This is a genomic window from Paenibacillus vietnamensis (assembly GCF_020169515.1).
Taxonomy (GTDB): domain Bacteria; phylum Bacillota; class Bacilli; order Paenibacillales; family Paenibacillaceae; genus Pristimantibacillus; species Pristimantibacillus vietnamensis.
Genome location: NZ_JAHMHW010000003.1, coordinates 132773 through 154541, shown reverse-complemented (window position 1 = coordinate 154541; position 21769 = coordinate 132773). Strand labels below are relative to the sequence as shown.

The window sequence follows — 21769 nt, the reverse complement described above, 5'->3', positions numbered from 1 at the left end:
TTATAATGGCGCAAGCATCAGTTTCTGGACATGCACATTCCGCAGTACGTACAGGGATATTTGAAGAAAAGCGAGGGAATTTAATGGAAAAAATTGCGAATGGAGTATGGAGGCTGCGGTACGGAGCGCCCGAGGCGCACACACCGGTTAGCCTGAGGAAGAGCAGCGTGCTGCAGGAGCAGCTGGACAAGCTGGAGGGCGCCGCAACGCCTCCTTTTACGGAGGATCAGATTGAAATCAAATCGACCCCGAGAGGCCTCCATATCGAGCTGCCGCTTGAAGCGGACGAGCATATTTACGGGTTCGGTCTGCAGCTTCACCGGGTCGACCATACCGGCAGGAAAAAAGTGATCCGCGTGAACAGCGATCCGGTTGCCGATACGGGGGACAGCCATGCGCCGGTTCCGTTCTACGTATCGACGGCCGGCTACGGGGTGTTCGTGGACACCGCCCGCTACGCGACCTTTTATTGCGGCACCAATCAGCGCAAAGGCGCATCCGCCGGCAAACGAAGCGAGCAAAAGGAAATCGGCACCTCCGAAATCGAGCTGTACGGATATCAAGCGACGGAGGGCGACCGGACGGTCGTCGTCGACATACCGGCGGCACAAGGCATCGATGTTTATTTGTTCGGGGGACCGGAGCTGCGCCATGCCGTGCAGCGGTACAATCTGTTCTCGGGAGGCGGCGCTCTGCCGCCGATGTGGGGACTCGGCATGTGGTACCGCGCCTACAGCGCCGCCACCAAAGAAGACGTTATGCGTCTGGCGGACGGCTTCCGGACCGACCGCATGCCGGTTGACGTGTTCGGCTTCGAGCCGGGCTGGCAGACGAAGGCGTACTCCTGCTCCTTCGTATGGGACGAGGGCCGGTTCCCGGGCCATGAGGAAATGCTGCGCGAGCTGTACGGCAAAAACTACCGCGTCAATCTGTGGGAGCATCTATTCGTCCATCCGACATCGCCGATGTATGAGAAGCTGCTGCCGCATTCGGGCGATTACGAGGTGTGGGAGGGGCTCGTTCCCGACCTGGCGGTCGCGGAAGCGAAGGAGGTTTTTGCAAAGCATCATCTGACCGAATTTGTGGAGAAGGGCATTGCCGGCTTCAAGCTGGATGAATGCGACAGCTCCGACTATGTCCATTCGAACTGGTCGTTCCCGGATGTGGCGAGGTTTCCTTCCGGCATGGACGGCGAGCAGATGCACAACCAGATCGGCACCTTATACCAGGAGGCGATCGAAGCTCCGTTCGAAGCGGCCGGCCGCCGCACTCTCTCGCAGGTCCGCGCCTCGGGTGCGCTCGCCGCGCCGTTCCCGTTCGTGCTTTACAGCGATCTGTACGACCATAAGGTGTTCATCCGCGGTGTCGTGAACGGCGGGTTCTCCGGCTTGCTCTGGTCGCCGGAGGTGCGCCAGGCGGAATCGCCGGAGGATCTGATCCGCCGGATCCAGACGGCGGTGTTCTCGCCGATGGCGCTGCTGAACTGCTGGCGCATTCCGAACCCGCCCTGGAAGCAGGTCGACCGCGAGAAAAACGTGAAAGGCGAATTTCTGGACAACTACGAGGAGATCCAGTCGATATGCCGCTCCTTGTTTGAAACGCGTATGGCCTTCATTCCTTATTTGTATACGAGCTACGCCAAATACCGCATCGAAGGACTGCCGCCTTTCCGGGCTATTGTGATGGATTATCCGGACGATCCGAATACGTTCGGCATCGAAGACGCCTACATGATGGGGGAATCGCTACTCATCGCCCCGCTTACAGCCGGAGAGACGGAACGCTCCGTTTATTTGCCGAAAGGCCGCTGGCACTGCTTCTGGACCGGCGAAGCTTACGAGGGCGGACAGTCTTACCTGATGTCCCCGGGGCTGGAGCGTATCCCGGTGTTCGTCAAGGACGGGACGCTGCTGCCGCTCGCCGCTCCTCTTCAGCATGTGGCCGATGACGCCGTGTTTGACATCACGGTAAAGGCATTCGGGGATTCCCCTGCTGCATGCAGCTTGTATGAGGATGACGGGACTAGCTTTTCATACCGCGACGGCGGGTTCGGCTGGGTGCGGATCGAGCTGGACGGCGGCGGATTGAAGGTTACGCGCAGCGGCGGCTTCACCGGACATCGGTATAACATTATCGGATAACGGCAATAAATCGGCACGGTTCCATGCCCGTTCAGGCGTGAACCGTGCTTTTTTTGTCCATCTGCGAAGCATCATCCGCTCCCATTGTTTCAAACCCCGCACATATGGGATAATTACGTATGCAACGATGAATAGAAACGGAGAACGGCCATGAACAAACTGAGCATAAAGAAAAAAGCGGATCTGATGCTGATCTTTTCGGGTATAGGCATTTTAGCGGCATTTCCTTTTCATGAGACCTTTACCGGCGGACTGCTCTTCTCGCTGTTCAGCGCGGCGACGATCGGGGGGCTTGCGGATTCGTTTGCGGTCAGCGCCCTGTTTGGCAATCCGCTGCGCGTCAGATGGCCTTCCTGGATGGGCACGAATATCATTTCGCGCAACCGGGAGCGGCTCATTCGCGAGCTGGTGGCGATGGTACAGAACGAGCTGCTGACGCTGCCTAATATTAAGGAGCGGCTTGACGAATACGATATTGCGGATGTCATCGTCACTTATTTGGAGAAGCACGGCGGGAAGGAGGGCGTGAACGACATTTTGCAGCAGGTGGCGGACGATGTCCTTACGACGATCGATTTGCGGGAGCTGGCGGAGACCGTCCAGGCCTTCCTGCTCGAGCACGCCGATACGGTGGAGGTGGCGGACACGGTTGCCGACATCGGGGATTGGACGATCCGCAACGGCTACGATGACCGGGTCATCGACTTCCTGCTACCCGAGCTGATTAAAATCGTCAAATCGGCCCCGTTCCGCTCGATTATCGGACAAATCGTCGATTCCGCGATCCGCTCCTATGAAGGTGACCAGTTCCGGAGAAAGCTGATCGATTACACGGCCGGCTTGGACCGTGCGGGCATCAGCGTCAAAATACAGGAATGGCTCGTTCAGTTCCTGATGAAATTCGCATCCGGAGAGCATCCGCAGCGGATCCGGCTCAAGGCGTATATCGGACATTTCGTCACGCGCCTCAGGACGGATCATGAGCTTCGCGGCAGGATCGAAGCCGTCAAGATGACGGTGCTCCAATCGCTCAAAGCCGAGTTTAAGCTGAACGAATACATCGAGCTGGGGCTCGAGAAGCTCAAACAGGCAGCCGCCGCCAATGCGGAAGGGATGCGGGTGCGCTATCCCTGGATCGCGGACCGCGTAGAGCAGGGCGTCCGGCATTTGGCGGACAACGCAGAGCTTCGCTCGCGCCTGGACGGCTACGTAAAGGCGACGCTGCTGAAATGGATGGAGCAGAAGCATTCCTATATCGGCAAAGCGGTAGCCGGCAAGCTGAACACCTTCTCCGAGGAAGAGCTCATTGCGCTGGTGAAGGAAAAGGCGGGCCGCGACCTGCAGTATATTCGAATCAACGGCATAGGAGTTGGCGCGCTCATCGGCGTGCTGCTGTACATGGCCACGTTCTGGATAGGGGGCTAGAAGGAGATGACGATGAGACAAAAAGCGAACCGGAGCCTGATCCTTCTCGCCATCCTGTTCGTGACGGCCGCATGCTGCCTGTTTGTTTTTCCGGACAGCTGGTGGTCGCGCATGCTGCTTTATACCGCCGAAGCCGGCCTGGTCGGCGCTTTGGCCGATTTGTTTGCGGTGACCGTCCTGTTCCGCCATCCGTTCGGAATAAGATGGATTCCCCATACGGCGATCATCCCGAAAAACCGCGACAAGCTGATCGAGGGTGTTGCGAATATGGTGGAGCAGCAGCTGCTGAGCAAGCAATTGCTGAAGGAAAAGGTGCAGCAGATTTCCCTCGTCGAAATTGCGATCGCCTGGATCGACCGGCGCCCGTCGGGAGCCTTGGCAGAGCAGGGCTGGACGCTGCTGTCCGCCACGCTGGCCAAGCTTGATCTAAAGGGACTGTCGGTCGCCGCCGATCGGGAGCTTAGAAAGAGCATCGGCCGCATGAATTTGTCCCCGTATGCAGGGAAAGCGCTCAAATGGGTGCTGGACAAAGGGGATTTTCAGGGCTGGCTGACCCAGCTCGTCGAGTTTGCGGCCGAACGGGCACAGGGTGAAGACGTAAAAGCGGCGATCCGCGATCTGCTGGCAAAGGAGAAGGACAAATTCGTCAACCAGGGAAGCGTGTTCTCGAAATGGCTCAAGAAAATGGCCGTGGAAATCGCGGAATCGACAAACGCGCTTAATTTGGATGACGCGACGAACGCCTTGTACGAAGATTTGCAGAAGCTCATCCGCGAATTGAAGGATCCGCAGCATGAGCTGCGGGTGCTGCTTGAGAAGATGGTGTATCAGCTCGCCGACAGTCTGCAGCACAGGGAGGACGTGGCCGCTGCGATTAACGAGTGGAGGGATGAAGCGGTAGAGCAGATTTCCCTGCTGCCTTCGATCGAGGCCGTTTTGGAGCATTTCCGCAAGCTGCTGACGGAGGACACGGGTTTGCAGCCAGTGCCTGCCGATGCGCCGCGCTCGGTCAACCAGTCGGATATCAAGCTGCTGATCAACCGGTTCATCGAAAGCTATTGGGAGTGGTTCAAGGGCAACGAGGAGACGAAGGGCTGGCTCGAGCAGTATGCGCAGCGCTTCGTTCATAAGATCATCGAAACGGAGCATGCGGTTATCGGCCTGATTGTGCGCAAAACGCTCGAAGGCTTTACGGAGCAGCGGCTCGTGGAGTTTATTGAAAGCAAGGTCGAGACCGATCTGCAGCGGATCCGTTTGAACGGGGCTTATATCGGGGCCGCGCTCGGGGCTGCGTTTTACCTTCTCCTGTACGGCGTGTACGAACCGCTTCTTCAAATGTTTTAAGCCAAGCTTGCGGCAGCCGCCGCTTCAGCCTTTAAGGGTTGGGGCGGCGGCTTTGTCCATCAGCTTCCATTAACAGCCTGCTTGGCACTATCTCTCGGACCAAAGCCTCAGGATAAAGGAATCATTTTTCAAAAATATGTCGATTTGCAAGGTGTCGTTCTTTATAAAGAATTTTTTTAGTGATATAGTAAAAAGGTCATTGTGGCTCGATCGACCATAATTAGAAGCATTTAGAAGAAAACGGAGGTAAACGTGAATCTTATGAAAGCATTGCTGGCATTATTGCTCGCGGTCCAGCTTTCGGTGCCGGGCCATTGGCTCGGCTCCGCCGCTTCCGTTCAGACAGGAGCCGTCGGCGCTCCTGCTGTCGCAGCCGCCGCGACCGTACAGGAAAAATATCAAATTGAATTAACCCGCTTTGGCATTCGCAATGACGGCACCCGGCCGGTCGAAACGACGAAGGGAATCAACAATGCGCTGGCTTGGGCAAGCAAAAACGGGAAAAAGACCGTTTCGCTGCCGGCAGGCACCTATCTGATTGACAAAAGCAGCCACATCAGCATGGTCGGCAACCTAACCTTTGAGCTTCCGTCCAACGCTGTGCTGCAGAAGGAACCAAACGGCAAGGAGCATTACAAGCTCATGTACATCGGACCTGGCGTCCGGAACGTCACCTTGAAAGGCGGCGTATACAGGGGCGATAAGGACAAGCACGATTTTACGAAGAGGGACAGCGCTTTTACCGCCGGCACCCATGAAAGCGGCTACGGCATTGCGGCTGAAGGGGTGGTCGATCTGACGATCGATGGCGTCAAAGCCGTCAATTTCACGGGAGACGGTCTCGTGCTAGGCGGCCACGGTACGCTGGTCAAGGATTTGTACGAGAGCCATTTTGTGCAGGGAGCATTTAACGATAAGGGCGCTCCGGTCGCGAACGCGGGCAAAATCCGGACGAAGGAGCCGCTGACGTTCTCGCATGCCATTTTCAAGAAGGAACGGGTTTTCGAGCTGTCGAATGCAATTAAGTTGCCGAATACGTTCGATATTTATTTTTACAAAGAAAACGGAACGTTTCTCCAAAAGCTGACCAATAAACGGACGCGCGACATTATGACCATTCCCGAGGGCGCGGTGAAATTCCATCTGGTATTTAACCAGGCTTCCAAAAAAGGCGCTTACGTGGAATTTTGGAACCGGGCGGTCAGCCGGAACGTTACCGTCAAAAATTCCGAGTTCGCCTTTAACCGCAGGCAGGGCATCACGGTCGGCGGGGCGGACAACGTCCTGATCGTGAACAATTCGCTGCATGATATGAAGGGAACGATGCCGCAGTCCGGCATTGATTTGGAGGGCGGCTACGGGGAGAACGGGCACAAGAACAGCAACATTACGATTAGAGGGAACAAGTTTTACAACAACGCTTCCTACGATCTCATTTTGTACGACGGCGGCGATGCCATCGTCGAGGACAATCATTTGGCTTCGAAGGGCGCGATCGGGCTGGCGGTTTCCGAGCCGTTTAAGGGCGCAACCGTGCGAAACAACCATTTTGACGGGACGAGGATTATCGCTTATCACGACGTAAAATTCATCAATAACAAAATGAACAATTCCTTCACGACGCTGACCGGCCCGAATATCAGCATCGACGGCATGGAATTTACCGATTCCCTGTTCGCCGTAAGCTCCAAGGTTCCTTTCGGGGTTGCGGTTTCGAACGTTACGATCAAGAACAACAAAAAAGGCGATTCGGGTTTGTCCTTGGCCGGACAGCCTATCCATATTAAAAACTTGACGATTACCGGGGAAGCCACCTTGCGCTCCTTCTCGGGGACTTCGGCCCAAGGAAGCATTTTCGACAATTTGAAAATTATCGGCTACAACACGACCTTCGGGCTGTCTCTGCCTCCCGGCACCTATAACAAATGCGTCTTCGAAGGGGCGGAAGGCGGAAAGCACGGACTTGTCTCCGCCGCATCTGCAGGCAAGTACGTGTTTGACGGCTGCACGTTTAAGGCTCCTTCGTCGCTGAACGCGTTTTTCCTCGGCGAGCATCCGAAGCTGGATCTTACGATCAAAAACTCGAAGTTCGAGCTGCTCGGCAATACGCAGGCGATCAGCATTCAGTCGGCGCAAAGCGTCGTGCTGGAGAACAACACCGTTACGGCCGGCAAGCTGACAAACACGGGGGTTGAGCTCATCCGTCTGAACGATTACTGGAAGCGGAACGAGAAACATGATATTTTCAAAGCGGTCATACGAGGTAACACGATAACGGCTAATATCGCTGCCGTGGGCATTACGACCGTGAACGCGGGGACGGGCGCGCCGGCATACACGGTAGAGAACAATACGCTCTATAAGGCGAAGCTGACGTTAAAGAGCAACGATGCGTCCAAAAATAATACGTCCAACTAAGGATGGAAGAAGGGTGTGAAGGCTCCGACCTGTGCGTCGGGGCCTTTTTGTATGAGCCCCTAGTCGGCCGCTTAGGGCCCCCGATATTTTTAACGGACAAAAATGCCCCTTATACCGCAAGTTAAGCTAGTTTTGATTTCTAACGGCCAACATAGAACGCCATAGCTCATGATTGAAAGTAATTTTGCTTCAAACCGACCTGAGCGACTCCCCTGACCGTTAGCCGACCACGCTTGCTTATTAAACACTCCAAGCTGCATCTATGTCCATTAGCTCCTCCTCTTGATAGAAGGCAAAATCGCCGGCGCACGGACTTTTTTTCGCTATTTGGACTTTTTTGCCCGCCCGAAAAAGACTGTTTTTTAAACAGATTGCTCTGTTTTTTGTATGGTGCCATTGGAAGCATTACCTATAATGAAGTTGGTATCGCTTTCATTGGATGGAAAGGGGGCCGGCGCGGGAACAACCAACCGGATATAAGAAGGGATTTCATAATCAGATTGATTTGGGAGGTTTACTAAAGGAATGCAAACGCGAAGGATGCAGAATGGGAAGCAATGGTTATCAAAGCTGCTATGCTGTCTGATGGTGCTTGCGGTTGCCGTGCCGCTTCAAATTCAGCCCGCCAAGGCGGCGGATTTGACGCTCGTATCGGATAATTTCAGTACTTATGCCGAAGGCAAGCTTACGCCGGGCGCAGGCAATACCTGGTCGACGCAGGGCGCGGCCCCCGAGATTCAAGTGAAAGCCGCATCGGATTCTCATCCGGCTTATGCAAACATCGTGCATAACGGGACAGGCTCCTCTTATCTCGGCCAGCGGTTTGCCGCTCAAAACGGCGGCGTCATTATCGAATTCGATCTTAATATTCCGACGAATAAAGGCGGCACGCTTTGGGTCATGGACGGGAACATCAACGCAACCAGCGCCGCTGTTCTTCGCTATCAGCTGGACGGTGGCGTAATCAAGCGCCATAACTCTGCCAAGCAGATAAACTATGACACGGCCCACTGGTACCGGTTCAAAATGGTATTTAACGCGCCGCAAAAAACGTACACGACAACCGTGACGGATTTGACGACGGGGCAGCAAGAGGTTTGGCCGGATGCCTTCTACAGCGCACGGGAAAAAATCAGCAGCCTCGGATTTTTTGTCAATGCCGGGGGAGGATCGTTTAACCTGACGAATGTCAGCGTGAAGGCGCTGGACCTGGCTTTGTCGAGCCTGACGCTTAAGGCTGGGAATTACACGCCGGAGCTGACGCCGGCCTTCGATCCGAATGTGAACCAGTATTCGATGGATGTTCCTTACTCGGTTGAGGAGCTATCCGTTCTGCCGCTGGCGAGCAATCCGGGCGGAGTGAAGCTGAAGGCAGGCGGCAGCGACGTCGAAAGCGGAGCTGCGGCATCGGTGCCGCTAACCGGAAACGAAACGAAGGTCGCGGTATCCGTCGCCTCGGGCGAGTACACGGATATTAGCCGTACGTACACGGTCACGGTTAACCGGCTTGAGAAGCAGCCGAATGTCACTTATGCGGCATCCGAAGCGCGTGACGGCAAAGTGCTGCTCGGCTGGGAGGAGCCGAAGGATCCCGATTACACGGGGGCCAACATTTACATGAAGAACGAACAGGGAACGTTCGAACTGGCGGATTCCGTGCCGGAAGGAACGTATATTTCAACGGTTAAAGGATTAACGAACGGAAAGGCCTACGACTTCCTTATCAAGGGAGTTTACGAATATGCTGGCGAAGGGAAGTCGGAAGCTGCAGGAGTTCCGCTCACCGTAACGCCAAACGTTCTGTCAGCCAGACAAATGGAGGCTTTGGACCGCGGCCTGGTTGCCGTGAAGGAAGCCGGCCATGTGTATGTCGGGTGGAGGCTGCTGGGCACGGACCCGCAGGATATCGCGTTTAACGTCTACCGTGACGGTGTAAAAGTGAATGCAAGCCCGGTGACGGGCAGCACGAACCTTACCGATACGGGCGGCAAAGCGGATTCAGTTTATTTTGTCCGCGCTGTTATCGGCGGCATCGAGCAGAAGCAGTCGGAGTCGGCCAAGGTATGGGATACGAACCATCTGGACGTACCGATCCAGAAGCCGGCGGACGGGGTAAACGCCGGCGGAGCTTACAGCTACCGCGCCAATGATGCAACGGTCGCCGATTTGGACGGAGACGGGCAATACGAAATCGTATTGAAATGGGATCCTGCCAATTCCAAGGACAACTCGCAAAGCGGCTATACCGGCAATACTTATGTGGACGCGTACGAGCTTGACGGGACGCAGCTCTGGCGCATCGATTTGGGCAAAAACATCCGGGCAGGCGCCCACTATTTGGACATGATGGTGTATGACCTCGACGGAGACGGCAAAGCTGAAGTGACGTTCCGTACGGCCGACGGCACGATTGACGGTCAAGGTAATGTCATTGGAGACGCCGATGCCGATTACCGCAATTCCGGGGGCTATGTACTTACCGGTCCGGAATACCATACGGTATTCGAGGGAGCAACCGGCAAAGCGCTCGATACGGAAAATTACGAGCCGGAGCGGGGCAATGTAGGCGACTGGGGCGATACGTACGGCAACCGCGTCGACCGCTTCCTGGCAGCTATCGCGTACTTGGACGGCGAAAGGCCAAGCGTCGTGATGCAGCGCGGCTACTACACCCGGATGGTGCTTGTTGCCTATGATTTCCGGGATGGCCAGCTGGTTAAACGGTGGACCTTTGATTCGAATACGCCGGGCAACGAAGGCTACGCGGGCCAAGGCAATCATCAGCTGAGCGTGGCGGATGTGGACGGCGACGGACGCGACGAAATTTTCACCGGCGCGGCGGCGATCGACGACAACGGAAAAGGCCTGTGGAACTCCAGGCTTGGACATGGCGATGCTATGCATCTGAGCGACTTGAATCCGAACCGCCTGGGGCTTGAGCTGTTCGCCGTACAAGAGGATACGTCTGTGAAATATTCCGCGGATATGAAGGACGCCAAAACCGGCAGGGTGCTGTGGGGCATGATGCAAACGGGCGTCGACACGGGCAGAGGCGTATCGGCCGACGTCGATCCGAGATACGAGGGAGCCGAAGCCTGGGCGATCAACGGCGCATGGAACAGTCCGAACGGCGGCTTGTTCACGGCAGACGGACAGAAGATCTCGAGCCAGATTCCATCCTCCAACTTCGCGATTTGGTGGGACGGCGATCTCAGCCGCGAGCTGCTTGACCACGAGTGGCAGGGAGATCCTTCCCGGGTGGGCATTCCGAAAATCGACAAGTGGGATTACACTACCAATCAGCTTGTTAATTTGGAGCTGTTCGAAGGCACGTATTCGAGCAACGACACAAAAGGAAATCCTGCGCTGCAGGTCGACCTTTTCGGCGACTGGAGGGAGGAGGTTATAGTCCGTACGGAGGATAACAGCGCGCTGCGTATCTATACGACAACCGACGTAACGGAGCACCGCCTTCCGACGCTTATGCACGATCCGGTGTACAGGCTGGGCATCGCATGGCAAAACACGGGCTACAACCAGCCGCCGCACACAAGCTATTACCTTGGAACGGGGATGGAGACGCCTGATCGGCCGAATATCCGCACGAACGCGATTGCTGCCACCGGCTTGAGCTTATTCGGCGAAGGCGAGCGTATCGTCACCGTCGGCAAGAAGCTGTCCCTGCTCGGAGTGGTTACTCCTGCCGCGGCGACGGATCAGCTGACTTGGGCTGTCTATGACAAACAAGGCAGGGAAACGAAGCTTGCAGAAATCGACGAGTTTGGGGTGCTGACGGCGAAGGCAATCGGGAAAGTGAAGGTCGTCGTAACTTCGGTACTAAATCCGGAGCTGAAGGCTGAAGCGGATGTTAAGATTCTGCCGGCAGTCCCGGGAATAGAGCAGTAGCTTTTAATGGATGAAAGTATAGGAAAAGGATCAGGCCGGTTCATTGCCGGCTTGGTCTTTTTTTTATGTCCCCCGCCCGATTCGACTTGAGCCCTTCGGGATGCGTATAATAACTATAAAGATGGAAAACGTAAGCAGTTGGCATTTTAATTTTTTACGAACAGGATGGACGGATATGATTCAGTTGTTTTGGAAGAGCATCCAGGACTTTCGCGCGACTTACAAAAAACATCTGTTATTCGAATACTTGTTTATGCTGCTGACGAGCTTTGCGATTATTCCGATTCTCAGCTTTATTCTGAACCGGATTATCCGGGTCGTCGGAACGGGCTCGATTCTGAACGGTGAGGTGTATCAGATCGGGCTGAGCTACACGGGCGTTCTGGGGATAATAGCTATCGGCCTGGTCGCGGTTTTCGTGCTGTTTGTCGAATTCGGCGTCGTCATTACGATCGCCCAGCAGCATTACTTCCGCAAGGAGGTGCTGATCGCGGACGCGGTATGGACGACGCTGCGCCGGACGCCAAAGCTGTTTGGCTTCGGGGTGCTCGAGCTGCTGTTTTTTCTGCTGTTTCTCGTGCCGTTTATCGACTCGCCGCTGTCCTCGTGGTTTTTTGCGTTTTTTAACGTGCCGATATTTGTGAACAGCCGGATTTTGGATGCGTCCTACATTAAACTTGCTGTTTATGCGGTTATATTCTTAATTGCGGTGTATTTGATATTGCGCTCGATCTTTGTCCTGCATTTCATCCTGCTGGAGGGAAAGTCGGTGCGCCATGCGGTGAAAAGCAGCCTCGCGCTGACGAAGGGAAAGCGGCTGAAGCTGTTCGTTTATTTGTTTCTGCTCAATGCGGCCGTGTTCGCGCTGGGCTTCGGCGTCATTTCTTCGCTCTCTTATTTGCCCTCGTGGCTGAACATCAATGTGCTCAAAGCGGTAACCGATCATTATTCGCTTACTCTGTCCACCGTGCTCACCTATATGTTTACGCTGCTGCTTGTTCCGGTTAATATCATCCTGTTGACCCGGCTCTATTACGCCTTCGGGTTCAAGCAGGGAATCAGACCGGTTGACCGCCTGCAAATCAGCCGCAGCCCGCTGCTCGGACCGCTCGAAGCGAATCTGTACGCTTTTCTGAAAGCGAGACGAAGAAAACGCACGATTTACATATCCGCTTTAATGGCTTACCTGGCGCTCGCCTTATTCGTCAGCTATGCTGCAGGCGACAGACTGGTTTATGTCAAATGGAGCGTGCTCGTATCCGCACACCGTGGTGACAAGGAGGAGGCGCCTGAAAATTCGCTGCAAGCGGTGCAGCATGCAATCGACAAAGGGGTCGATTCGGTAGAAGTCGATGCGCAGCTGACGAAGGATGGCGTCGTTGTGCTGCATCACGATTACAGCCTGCGGCGGATGGCCGGCGTCGAGAAAAGCGTGGGTGAGCTGTCTTACCGGGAATTATCGAGGCTAAGCATCGGCACCGTCAAGAACGGGGAGAACGGAGAGGAAGAAACCGTGAGAATCCCGATGCTGGCCGAGGCGCTCGCAGCGGCGAAAGGAAAGGCCAAGCTGCTTATCGATTTGAAGCCTTACGGTTCGGGGGAGGAGCTTGTCCTGCAGGTCGTCAGGCTTGTCGAGCAGTTCGGAATGGAGCGGGATGTGTATATCCAAAGCTTCGACCAGCAGTCGCTGATGCAGATCAGGCATCTGAATCCGGACATCAAGATCGGGCAAATTTTATATTTTGTGCTCGGGGACACGTCGGCTTTGGATGTCGACTTCTTTACGATCGAGCAGGTCATGCTGACCGAAAGCCTGGTTGAGCGCGCTCACCGGAACGGCCGCGAGGTGTGGGTATGGACCGTGAACAGCGACCGCAATTTGAAGGAAGTGTTGAAGTTCGAAATCGACGGCATTATTACCGATTACCCGTCAAGGGCGCAATCGATGCTGGAGCTCGATTTGTAACCGGTATTTGTCGGTTGAAGGGAGTGAATGAGCTATGCATAGCCGTAAGGTCCGGTGGTTGACGCTGTTCGCCGCTATTACCTGCTTGCTTTGGATCGCCGGTCTTGGCTGGGCGGCGAAGGATTATTTGCTTGGAAATGCCTCAGGCTTGGTTACGACAGTGGAGACGGATGAAGCGCCACCGCCCGAGCCGGATACGTTCAGAATCGTCGCACTGGGAGACTCGCTGACGAGAGGCATGGGGGATAACGAAGGCAAAGGTTATGTCGGTTATGCCGCCGACCGGTTGAAGGAAGAGGGCTGGAATCTATCCGTCGTGAATCTCGGCATTAAAGGTTTAACCTCGGCCGAGCTGCTCAAGCAGCTGGAGCAAAAGGAAATCAGGCGTCAGCTCGGCGAAGCCGATGCGGTCATGATGACGATCGGCGCCAACGACCTGTTTATGGGCGGGGAAACGCTATCCCGCTTCACGGAGGAAAGCATCGGAAAGCTGGAGGACGGGTTTTTGACGCGGCTGAACGGCATTCTTGCAGCCGTCCGGGAACTGAATCCGGAGGCGGACGTGTATGTGCTCGGCTTATACGATCCGTTCGCGGAGCTGGAGCAGGGTGCGGAAACCTCACGGGTGGTCAGGGAATGGAATCATAAGACGATGGAAGCCGCGGCGGGCTATCCGGGGACGGTATTTGTGCCGGTATACGATTTGTTTCAAAGGAAGGTCGGCGACTATTTATTCACGGACCGGTTCCATCCGAACGAAAAAGGGTACAAGCTTATGGCGGAACGGGTAGCCGGGCTTATCGACGAATCGGAAGGGGGGCCGCAGGCATGAGCGACATCACTTTAGCCGTTAAGGGGCTGCGCAAGACGATCGGGCGTCGAACGATCATCAAGGATTTGAGCTTCGAGCTGAAGCGCGGCGAGGTGTTCGGCTTCCTAGGCCCTAACGGCGCGGGCAAAACGACGACGATCCGTATGCTGGTCGGACTGATTAAGCCGACTTCGGGTTCCATCCATATTTGCGGATTGGATATTACGAAGCATTTTACCCGGGCGATGCGGCATCTCGGCTGTATCGTCGAGAATCCGGAGCTGTACCCCTACTTAAGCGGCATGGATAATTTACGCCATTTCGCGGTCATGCTGAGCGGCATCGGACAGAAAAGAATCGACGAGGTCGTCCGCCTGGTCGGCATGCAGGAGCGGATCGGCGACAAGGTGAGCACCTACTCGCTCGGAATGCGCCAGCGGCTCGGCATCGCGCAGGCGCTGCTGGGCAGGCCGGATGTCCTTATTCTGGACGAGCCGACCAACGGCCTCGATCCGTCCGGCATCCGGGAAATGCGAGCGTTTATCCGGACGCTCGCCGAGGAGGAGGGGTTAACCGTGCTCGTGTCCAGCCACCTGCTGCACGAAATCCAATTAATGTGCGACCGGGTTGCCATTATGTCGAAAGGGGAAATCGTCCGGGTGGATACCGTCCAGGCTCTGCTGGCCAGCGAAGAAAGGCTCGTGTGGAAGTTGCAGCCCTTGGATGCGGGAAAGGAAGCGCTCGGACAGTTGACCCGGATTTTGGGCGAGGAGGACGAAAGGCTTATTACCGCTTATTCGGCGGGGGAAGCCGGGGAGTGGAACCGCAGGCTGGTGGAGGAAGGAATCGCGGTGCTGGAGATGAACCGGAAGCTGCCGGCGCTCGAGGATCTGTTCCTGGAGCTGACAGGAGGCGAATCGATTGATTAATCTCGTGCATAACGAAATGATGAAGCTCGTCGGCAAACGGCGGTTCCTCATTATTTCCGCGATCATCGTCGTGCTGCTGTCCTTGTTCACCTACGCGCAGGCGCGTCAGTCGGAGTCGATCCGGGAGCGGCTGGGCACGGACGATTGGCGGACAGGGCTGCAGCAGCGGATTGTCGACTGGCAGAACAGGCTCAGCAGCGCGGGGCAATGGAGGGAGCAGCTGCAAATCCAGATCGAGCAGTCCCAGTATTATCTGGATCATGACATTAATCCGTCGGAGCCGGGCGCACCAAGCTTCATAAGAGGATTCGTTGAAAATTCGGCGGAGCTTTTTTTGCCCTTGATGGTGATGATTATCGCGGTCGACATCGTCTCCTCCGAGCGGAGCGTAGGTACGATCAAGCTGCTGCTGACGAGGCCGGTAAGCCGGTTCCGCATTTTGCTGAGCAAGTATATCGCGCTGGTTCTGTCGGTTTCGCTCGTGCTGTTCATCTTCGGTTTGCTCTCGTATGTGATTGCGGCCGTCATGTTCGGCGGAAAAGGGTGGTCGGCCCCGGTGCTTACGGGTTTCGCGGTGCGGGGCGGGGAGCTGGACCTGTCGGGTGTGAGGCTCGTGTCGCAGTGGCAGTTTATTTTGCAGCAATTCGGGCTCGCCTGGTTCATTTCTCTTGTCGTCGGAACGCTTTCCTTCATGCTGTCGATTCTGATGCGAAGCAGCGCGGCCGGCATGGGCACGATGCTCGCCTGCCTGATCTCGGGGGCGATACTTAGCAATATGGTGTCCTCATGGGAATCGGCGAAATATCTGTTCATGGTCAACCTGGGCTTGATGGACTATTTGAGCGGCTCGGCGCCTCCGATCGAAGGCATGACGCTTGGCTTCTCGCTCACTGTGCTTGCAGCATGGATGGCCGGAGCGCTCGCGGTGTCCTTCGGCGTGTTTATAAGGAAGGATATTTATTAGTAGCGCCGCGGTGCGCGGCGCATGGCGAACGGCGGGGCAGTGCGCTTGCAGTGCCATGTGCCGGCTGGCCTCTTGCGAGGGAGTAAGGGGATTCGATGCCTTTAAATTCTCGGGAACGGCAGCAACCGGTTAGATAAATGGATTTTATGTATATAAATTCCTGGTTATAGCTTGTTTCGGCGAAATAAATGGGTTTAGTACATATAAATTTTGAAAAATGGCACAATCTCTCGCTAACCGGTCAATTTATATACATCAAATCCTGTTATTTTCATCCGATGTTATCGATCCGGGAAAATAAATGTATCTTATACAGCTATTGTCCGCTCCTAAGTGATTATGGTTCAGGGAGGAGCCAAACGATTTGCTTGTTCGAAACGCACTGTCCTAATTCCGCTACCGCTGCATAAGCATGAAGTAGAAAAGGAGAGTGAGCATGTTGGACAAGGCAATTAAACGGTATTACCAGCAGAAGCAGAAGATCAAGGAAATCGAGCAGGAGCTGGCCGATCTTCGGAACGAAATATTGGCTTATTGCACGGAACAGGACGCCAGCGAGCTGGAGCTGGGCAGCCACAAGGTTAGGATCGTAACGCAGGAACGTAAGGAGTACGACGACCAGAAGCTGTTCGAGGCGCTGCCCGACGAAGGCGTCTGGCGGATGCTGTCGCGGGCCGATCCGGCCAAAGTCGCAGGCTTGATCAAGCTGAACGTCATTACGGAGGAGAGCATCAAGGATACATACTCTCTCAAAACGGTGAAGCTGCTGCAGGTGGATAAAAAGTAAATATGGTGGAAGGACTCCCGGATGCGGCGTTTGCTGATTCCGGGAGTTTTTTTTGTAGTAGAAAAGAATAAAACGATAGCCGAGAGAATGCGACATTCAGCTGAACCGCTCACTTGGCTGGTCAGGAAAGTGGACCACAGGTTCGCTCGCAGATAACGGAACGACTGTCCGTTTCTGCTCGGTCATCAGGCGTTTCACGCAGTCCATGCGTCCATTTTAAGCCCGTTCGCGGTTTCGAAATAGAGAGCAACGAAGTCCATAGACGTCTCTCCTTATTTTTTGATTTGAGATATAATAATAGAAATGTTTCCTTCATCATACAAGATTTGAGATAGCTGCTCAAAATAATAGCAGTGAGCCTGCTGGAACGGAGTTGACCGTATGAACCTATTGAAAGGACAAAAAGCAGACGTAACCAAAGGACGTACTTTTTCTTCGCTAAGCCTGCGGTTCGGCTGGACAGCCGGTGTCACGTCTATGAGTATAGACGCGGCTGCTTTTCTGTTATCCGCCGGCGGCAAATGCGAGCGGGACGAGCATTTTATTTTTTACGGAAATCCCGCGGCACGCGACGGATCCGTTGCTCACTCGGCGGCGGACAACGGGGAGCAGGAGGTTATCCAAGTCTCGTTTTCCCGCATGCCGGAAAGCATTGAGAAAATCGCGTTCACGGTAACGATTCACGAAGGAGAGCAGCTCGGACACTATATGAAGGATGTAACCGGGCTTTACGTGCGTTTAGTCGATCCATCTGGAGTGGAATTGTTCCGGTACGAGTATGGCGCCGAATTTTCAAACGAAACGGCCGTCGTGGTCGGGGAGCTGTACCGGTATAACGGAGAATGGAAATTTAACGCGGTCGGCAGCGGGTTTTTCGGCGGTCTTGCGGCATTGTGCACGAATTTCGGCCTTGAGGTGGAGGAAGAGCCTGCCGAGGCAGCAGCTGCAGTCGAAGAAGCTGTCCTGCCGGTCATCGACCTGCGCAAAAAAATGGTGCAAATGACGTTGGAGAAGAAAAAGCTGACGAATGTTACCGCAAAAGTGGGCATCGTGCTGGATATAACCGGCTCCATGCAGAGCTTGTACAAAAACGGAACCGTTCAGGAGGTCGTTGAGCGTATCCTGGCGGTAGCCTGCAAGTTCGATGATAATGCTACGCTGGACGTTTGGGTATACGACACCCATTTCAGCCGTTTGCCTTCCGTGACGGAAAAGGATTTTTATCAATATGTTCAGAGGCATATTTTGAACAATAATGCCATTCATAAATTCGGGCGGAACAACGAGCTGCCGGTCATGGAGGATGTCATCCGCAAATATACGGTCGAGGAGGATGACGGCACACCCGTATTCATCATTTTTATTAATGATGGCGGCGTCGTGAAGCCGATCAAGAAGGTGATTACGGCATCCTCGGTGCTGCCGATTTTTTGGCAGTTTGTGGGTATCGGAAATTCCGATTTCGAGGTGTTGAAGAAGCTGGATACGATGGAAGGGCGCCTGGTAGACAACGCAAATTTCATCCATTTGGACGATATTGCCGCGGTGTCAGACGAGTCGCTTTACGACCAGCTGCTTAACGAGTTTCCGAATTGGCTGAAAGCGGCAAAGGAAAAGCGGATTATTAGGCCTTAGGGCATACAAACAAAGGAGAAAAGCAGAAAGAATGAATATAGGTGTTACCATATCGCAAAGGGAATTGATGGAGGTTCTTCTAAATGTCGCCGTCGTTAGGCCAGTATTCATATGGGGTCCTCCCGGAATCGGGAAATCTTCGTTAGTGGAGCATTTTGCCGCGGAGCTCGGACTGCCATGCGTATCGCTGCTCGGGAGTCAGCTGGCGCCCGAGGATATTATTGGGGTTCCACAGATCAGAGACGGCGTCAGCGTGTTTTGCCCGCCAAAAATGATCGCGCGGGACGAGCCTTACTGTTTGTTTTTGGATGAGCTGAACGCATGCTCGCAGGAAGTGCAGAAGGCGTTTTACAGCCTGATCCATGAGCGCCGGATTGGTGAATACCACCTGCCGCAAGGATCCATTGTTATTGGCGCCGGCAACAGGGCCCAGGACAGTGCAATCGTAAAGCCGATGTCGTCGGCTCTCATTAATCGGATGTTTCACGTCCAGCTTAAAGTTTCGCCGAAGGAATGGTTCGAGTGGGCATACCATGTCGGAATTCATCCTCATGTGATTGAATACCTGCAAGCAAGGCCCGACCATTTATGGACCCAGCCGCCGAAGACGGAGGAGCCTTTCTCCACTCCCCGTTCATGGCACATGCTGAGCGATGCCTTGAACGAATTTAATAGGGAACTTTCTATTGAAACGATCGAAGTACTTGCCAGAGGCTGTTTGTCGCCCGATCATGCCTTACAGTTCAAGGCGTTCCATAAAAACCTGAACGGAAAATTCCAGCTCAATCGCATTTTAAACGGCGATGCCAGATTTCCTTCGGAGGCCGCCGATCGCGACCTGCTCTATTTCCTTGCTTTATCTTTCCGTGCCCAGATTTTGAAGACGCTGCCTGATAAGAAGGAACTGCTCAAGGAAGACCATAAAGCGTTCGCTCATCGGGCGAAAGCGCTCATTAAAGAGCTGAGCGAGATCAGCCTGGAAATGGCTCAGCTCGTCGTTGCCGATCACGGCGAAGGACAGGTGCTGCCTGGTTGGTTTACCGTCGAGGTCATCCGCGATTTGCCGCGGCTCGCGAGTAAGGACAAGTGATGGGAAAAAAACAAAAACTCGAGCTCGATGCAGCGACAAAAAGCTACCTGGAGGCTCTGGATTTTATCCAAAAGCACCCGATGTTCGCTCCGCTTGCAAGCCATGCGCATTTTTACAGGAAAGATGACCAATACTCCAGATGCCCGGAGGATGGCTGGGCTGTCGTCACCGCGGACGGTGTTATCCACTCGCATCCGAAACGCCGCGGCGAAGCAGCGGAATGGATTTATGTGCTGGCTCACTGTCTTCTGCATCTCGGCTTCGGTCATTTTCAAAAGAAAGAATTTCAGGCCATTTGGAATATCGCTTGCGATGTATACGTTTCTAAATTTTTGGCGGATATGAAGCTTGGCAAAAGCCCCGAAGGTTTTGGCTTTCGAATCGACGTGCCGGTAACCGGTGAGCAGCGGCTATATGAGAAGTTTCTCGAAAGAGGCGTTCCCGAAGAGTTGAAATACCATGGGACGGTGGGCCCAAAATCGGCGGACATGCTTTTTCAGGAAGATGCTCCTTTCTATTACCGCAGCATGAAAATCGATTGGGAAGGCGCTTTTGCGGCGGGTTTATCGATGGCGGTTTCCAAGGCGGTAAAGGTGGCTGCGGGTTATGAGACGACGATTTTCGGCCAAGAAGAGCGGCTTTCTCCGGGCGCAAAGGCCAAAAAATGGTTCATCGACCACTATCCGCTGCTCGGAGCGCTGGCTTCCGGATTTAAGCTGATTGAAGATGCTGCTATCTGCCAGCGGCTCGATATTTCCATCGCGGCGATCGACATCGTCGATCAGGAAATTTTTATAAACCCGGCGGCCGGTTTAAATGAAGAGGAATGCAAATTCGTCATGGCGCATGAGCTTCTTCACGCGGGCCTTCGCCATCACGAACGCTGCCAGGGCCGCGATCACCAATTGTGGAACGTCGCATGTGATTATGTCATTAATCAATGGCTAGTTGAGATGCGGATCGGCGAATTACCTCAGGTCGGCATTTTGTTGGATGATACGATGAAAGGGATGTCCGCCGAGTCGGTTTACGACCGCATCGTTACGGATATCCGAATGTACCGGAAGCTGGCGACGCTTCGCGGCGCCGGAGGCACGGATATGCTGGATAAGGGCAGCGCCGGCTTTTGGGACCCCAGGGACGGAACCAGTATGGACGATTTTTGCAGGAACGCCCTGCAGCAGGGGCTTATTTATCATGAGGAGGGAGGCCGCGGGTTCCTCCCCTCAGGTTTAATCGAGGAAATTAAGGCACTTGGCCAGCCCGCCATCAAATGGGACATTGAGCTGGCGAAATGGTTCGACGGCTATTTTTCGCCGCTTGAGCAAGTTAGGACGTATGCCAGAGTGAGCCGGAGACAATTTTCTACGCCGGATATACCAAGGCCTAAGTGGGTTGCGCAAGGCGCCGAAGAGGCGGGACGAACTTTTGGTGTCGTTCTGGATACGTCGGGTTCCATGGACCGAAAGCTGCTGGCGAAGGCGCTCGGGGCGATCGCCAGCTACAGCTTGTCCCGCGACGTGTACGCGGCAAGAGTCGTATTCTGCGATGCGGCGGCCTATGATGCCGGTTATTTAAAGCCGGAGGATATCGCCGAATCGGTCAAAGTGAAGGGCCGTGGCGGAACGGTTCTTCAGCCGGGCATTGATTTGCTGCAGCGAGCGGAGGATTTTCCGAAAAACGGGCCCATTCTGATCATTACCGATGGACTGTGCGACAAAGTAACATTGAAACGCGATCACGCATACATTTTGCCGAAAGGCAGACATTTGCCGTTTATACCGAAAGGTCCCGTCTTCCGGATGGATTAGCGAACGGCAGCTTGTCTGGCCGCAAGATGGGCGAGCCTGTGAAAATAGTTGTTTTTCTTGTGTTTGCCAATGTATCGGATATGAACTTCGACCCCGGAGAATTGGGCACGAAGCCGGGTAAGAGCATCGAGCAGCTCGGCATTTGCCTGTTCAAGGTAAGGATTCGTGAAGCGGTCGTTGGTAAGGATTCGAGATATCCAGCTGCAATCGGTATAGATGACGGCGGCTTTCGGCCGCTGTTCGGTTAGAGCTTTTGCAAGGATTTCAAGACTGTAGATGATCGCTTGGCATTCACCGTAATTGGAGCCTCGGTCTTGTTCAAAAGGCAGCTTCTTGGCGGTAATACTGATCGAGCGGTTATGGACCATGCAGCAGGCTGCGCTATACAGATTGCGCTCGGCGAACCCGGCATAATCGCAATAAATGAATAGAGTCCCCTTGTTCACTAAGTTTTGTCTCAAAGCAGGGGTCGCATAGGCTTTTTTGATCAGCAATTCCTTAGTTGAATCCATTGTTTATCAACTCCTTGATGACAGAATGAG

At 54.4% G+C, this 21769-nt stretch carries 14 protein-coding genes and 1 pseudogene; 14 read left to right on the top strand and 1 reads right to left on the bottom strand.

What is annotated here, in order from left to right:
- Nucleotides 1-83: 83 nt before the first annotated feature.
- The 14 genes and pseudogenes from KP806_RS08765 to KP806_RS08695 all read left to right on the top strand — a co-directional run bounded on the left by KP806_RS08765 (nt 84) and on the right by KP806_RS08695 (nt 21227).
- A complete protein-coding gene (locus KP806_RS08765) occupies nt 84-2141 on the top strand; it encodes a glycoside hydrolase family 31 protein (RefSeq protein WP_224723203.1) in 2058 nt (685 codons plus the stop codon).
- Nucleotides 2142-2291: 150 nt separating this feature from the next.
- Nucleotides 2292-3566 (top strand): DUF445 domain-containing protein, encoded by a 1275-nt coding sequence (locus KP806_RS08760; RefSeq protein ID WP_224723202.1) that lies wholly within the window; start codon nt 2292-2294, stop codon nt 3564-3566.
- Nucleotides 3567-3572: 6 nt separating this feature from the next.
- Complete coding sequence (locus tag KP806_RS08755; RefSeq protein WP_224723201.1) at nt 3573-4910, top strand: DUF445 domain-containing protein; 1338 nt, start codon at nt 3573-3575, stop codon at nt 4908-4910.
- A gap of 261 nt (nt 4911-5171) precedes the next feature.
- Nucleotides 5172-7328 carry a right-handed parallel beta-helix repeat-containing protein gene (locus tag KP806_RS08750; RefSeq protein ID WP_224723522.1) on the top strand — a complete coding sequence of 719 codons (2157 nt, stop codon included), beginning with the start codon at nt 5172-5174 and terminating at the stop codon, nt 7326-7328.
- A gap of 525 nt (nt 7329-7853) precedes the next feature.
- Nucleotides 7854-11234, top strand: a complete 3381-nt coding sequence (locus tag KP806_RS27770) for a rhamnogalacturonan lyase family protein (protein ID WP_318153528.1) — start codon at nt 7854-7856, stop codon at nt 11232-11234.
- Nucleotides 11235-11409: 175 nt separating this feature from the next.
- A complete protein-coding gene (locus tag KP806_RS08735) occupies nt 11410-13200 on the top strand; it encodes a glycerophosphoryl diester phosphodiesterase membrane domain-containing protein (RefSeq protein ID WP_224723200.1) in 1791 nt (596 codons plus the stop codon).
- A 34-nt stretch (nt 13201-13234) separates the two neighbouring features.
- The gene (locus KP806_RS08730) at nt 13235-14032 is read left to right on the top strand and encodes a GDSL-type esterase/lipase family protein (protein ID WP_224723199.1); all 798 of its coding nucleotides are present in this window, start codon (nt 13235-13237) and stop codon (nt 14030-14032) included.
- Nucleotides 14029-14940 (top strand): ABC transporter ATP-binding protein, encoded by a 912-nt coding sequence (locus KP806_RS08725; RefSeq protein WP_224723198.1) that lies wholly within the window; start codon nt 14029-14031, stop codon nt 14938-14940. The genes KP806_RS08730 and KP806_RS08725 overlap by 4 nt, the downstream gene beginning before the upstream one ends.
- Entirely contained in the window at nt 14933-15904 is a 972-nt protein-coding gene (locus KP806_RS08720) for an ABC transporter permease (protein WP_224723197.1), read from the top strand. Before KP806_RS08725 ends, KP806_RS08720 begins: the two co-directional genes overlap by 8 nt.
- A gap of 436 nt (nt 15905-16340) precedes the next feature.
- A complete protein-coding gene (locus KP806_RS08715) occupies nt 16341-16691 on the top strand; it encodes a hypothetical protein (RefSeq protein WP_224723196.1) in 351 nt (116 codons plus the stop codon).
- 381 nt (nt 16692-17072) lie between these two features.
- Nucleotides 17073-17585: pseudogene (locus KP806_RS08710) on the top strand (TerD family protein); the annotation flags it as partial.
- 96 nt (nt 17586-17681) lie between these two features.
- Nucleotides 17682-18326, top strand: a complete 645-nt coding sequence (locus KP806_RS08705; RefSeq protein ID WP_397376379.1) for a vWA domain-containing protein — start codon at nt 17682-17684, stop codon at nt 18324-18326.
- Between the two features lie 31 nt (nt 18327-18357).
- Nucleotides 18358-19416 carry an AAA family ATPase gene (locus KP806_RS08700; RefSeq protein ID WP_224723195.1) on the top strand — a complete coding sequence of 353 codons (1059 nt, stop codon included), beginning with the start codon at nt 18358-18360 and terminating at the stop codon, nt 19414-19416.
- Nucleotides 19416-21227 carry a vWA domain-containing protein gene (locus KP806_RS08695; RefSeq protein WP_224723194.1) on the top strand — a complete coding sequence of 604 codons (1812 nt, stop codon included), beginning with the start codon at nt 19416-19418 and terminating at the stop codon, nt 21225-21227. Before KP806_RS08700 ends, KP806_RS08695 begins: the two co-directional genes overlap by 1 nt.
- On the opposite strand, the gene KP806_RS08690 is transcribed toward KP806_RS08695, so the two are convergent.
- Complete coding sequence (locus tag KP806_RS08690; protein ID WP_224723193.1) at nt 21224-21739, bottom strand: RNase H family protein; 516 nt, start codon at nt 21737-21739, stop codon at nt 21224-21226. The two genes, KP806_RS08695 and KP806_RS08690, sit on opposite strands and share 4 nt — an antisense overlap.
- Nucleotides 21740-21769: the final 30 nt, after the last annotated feature.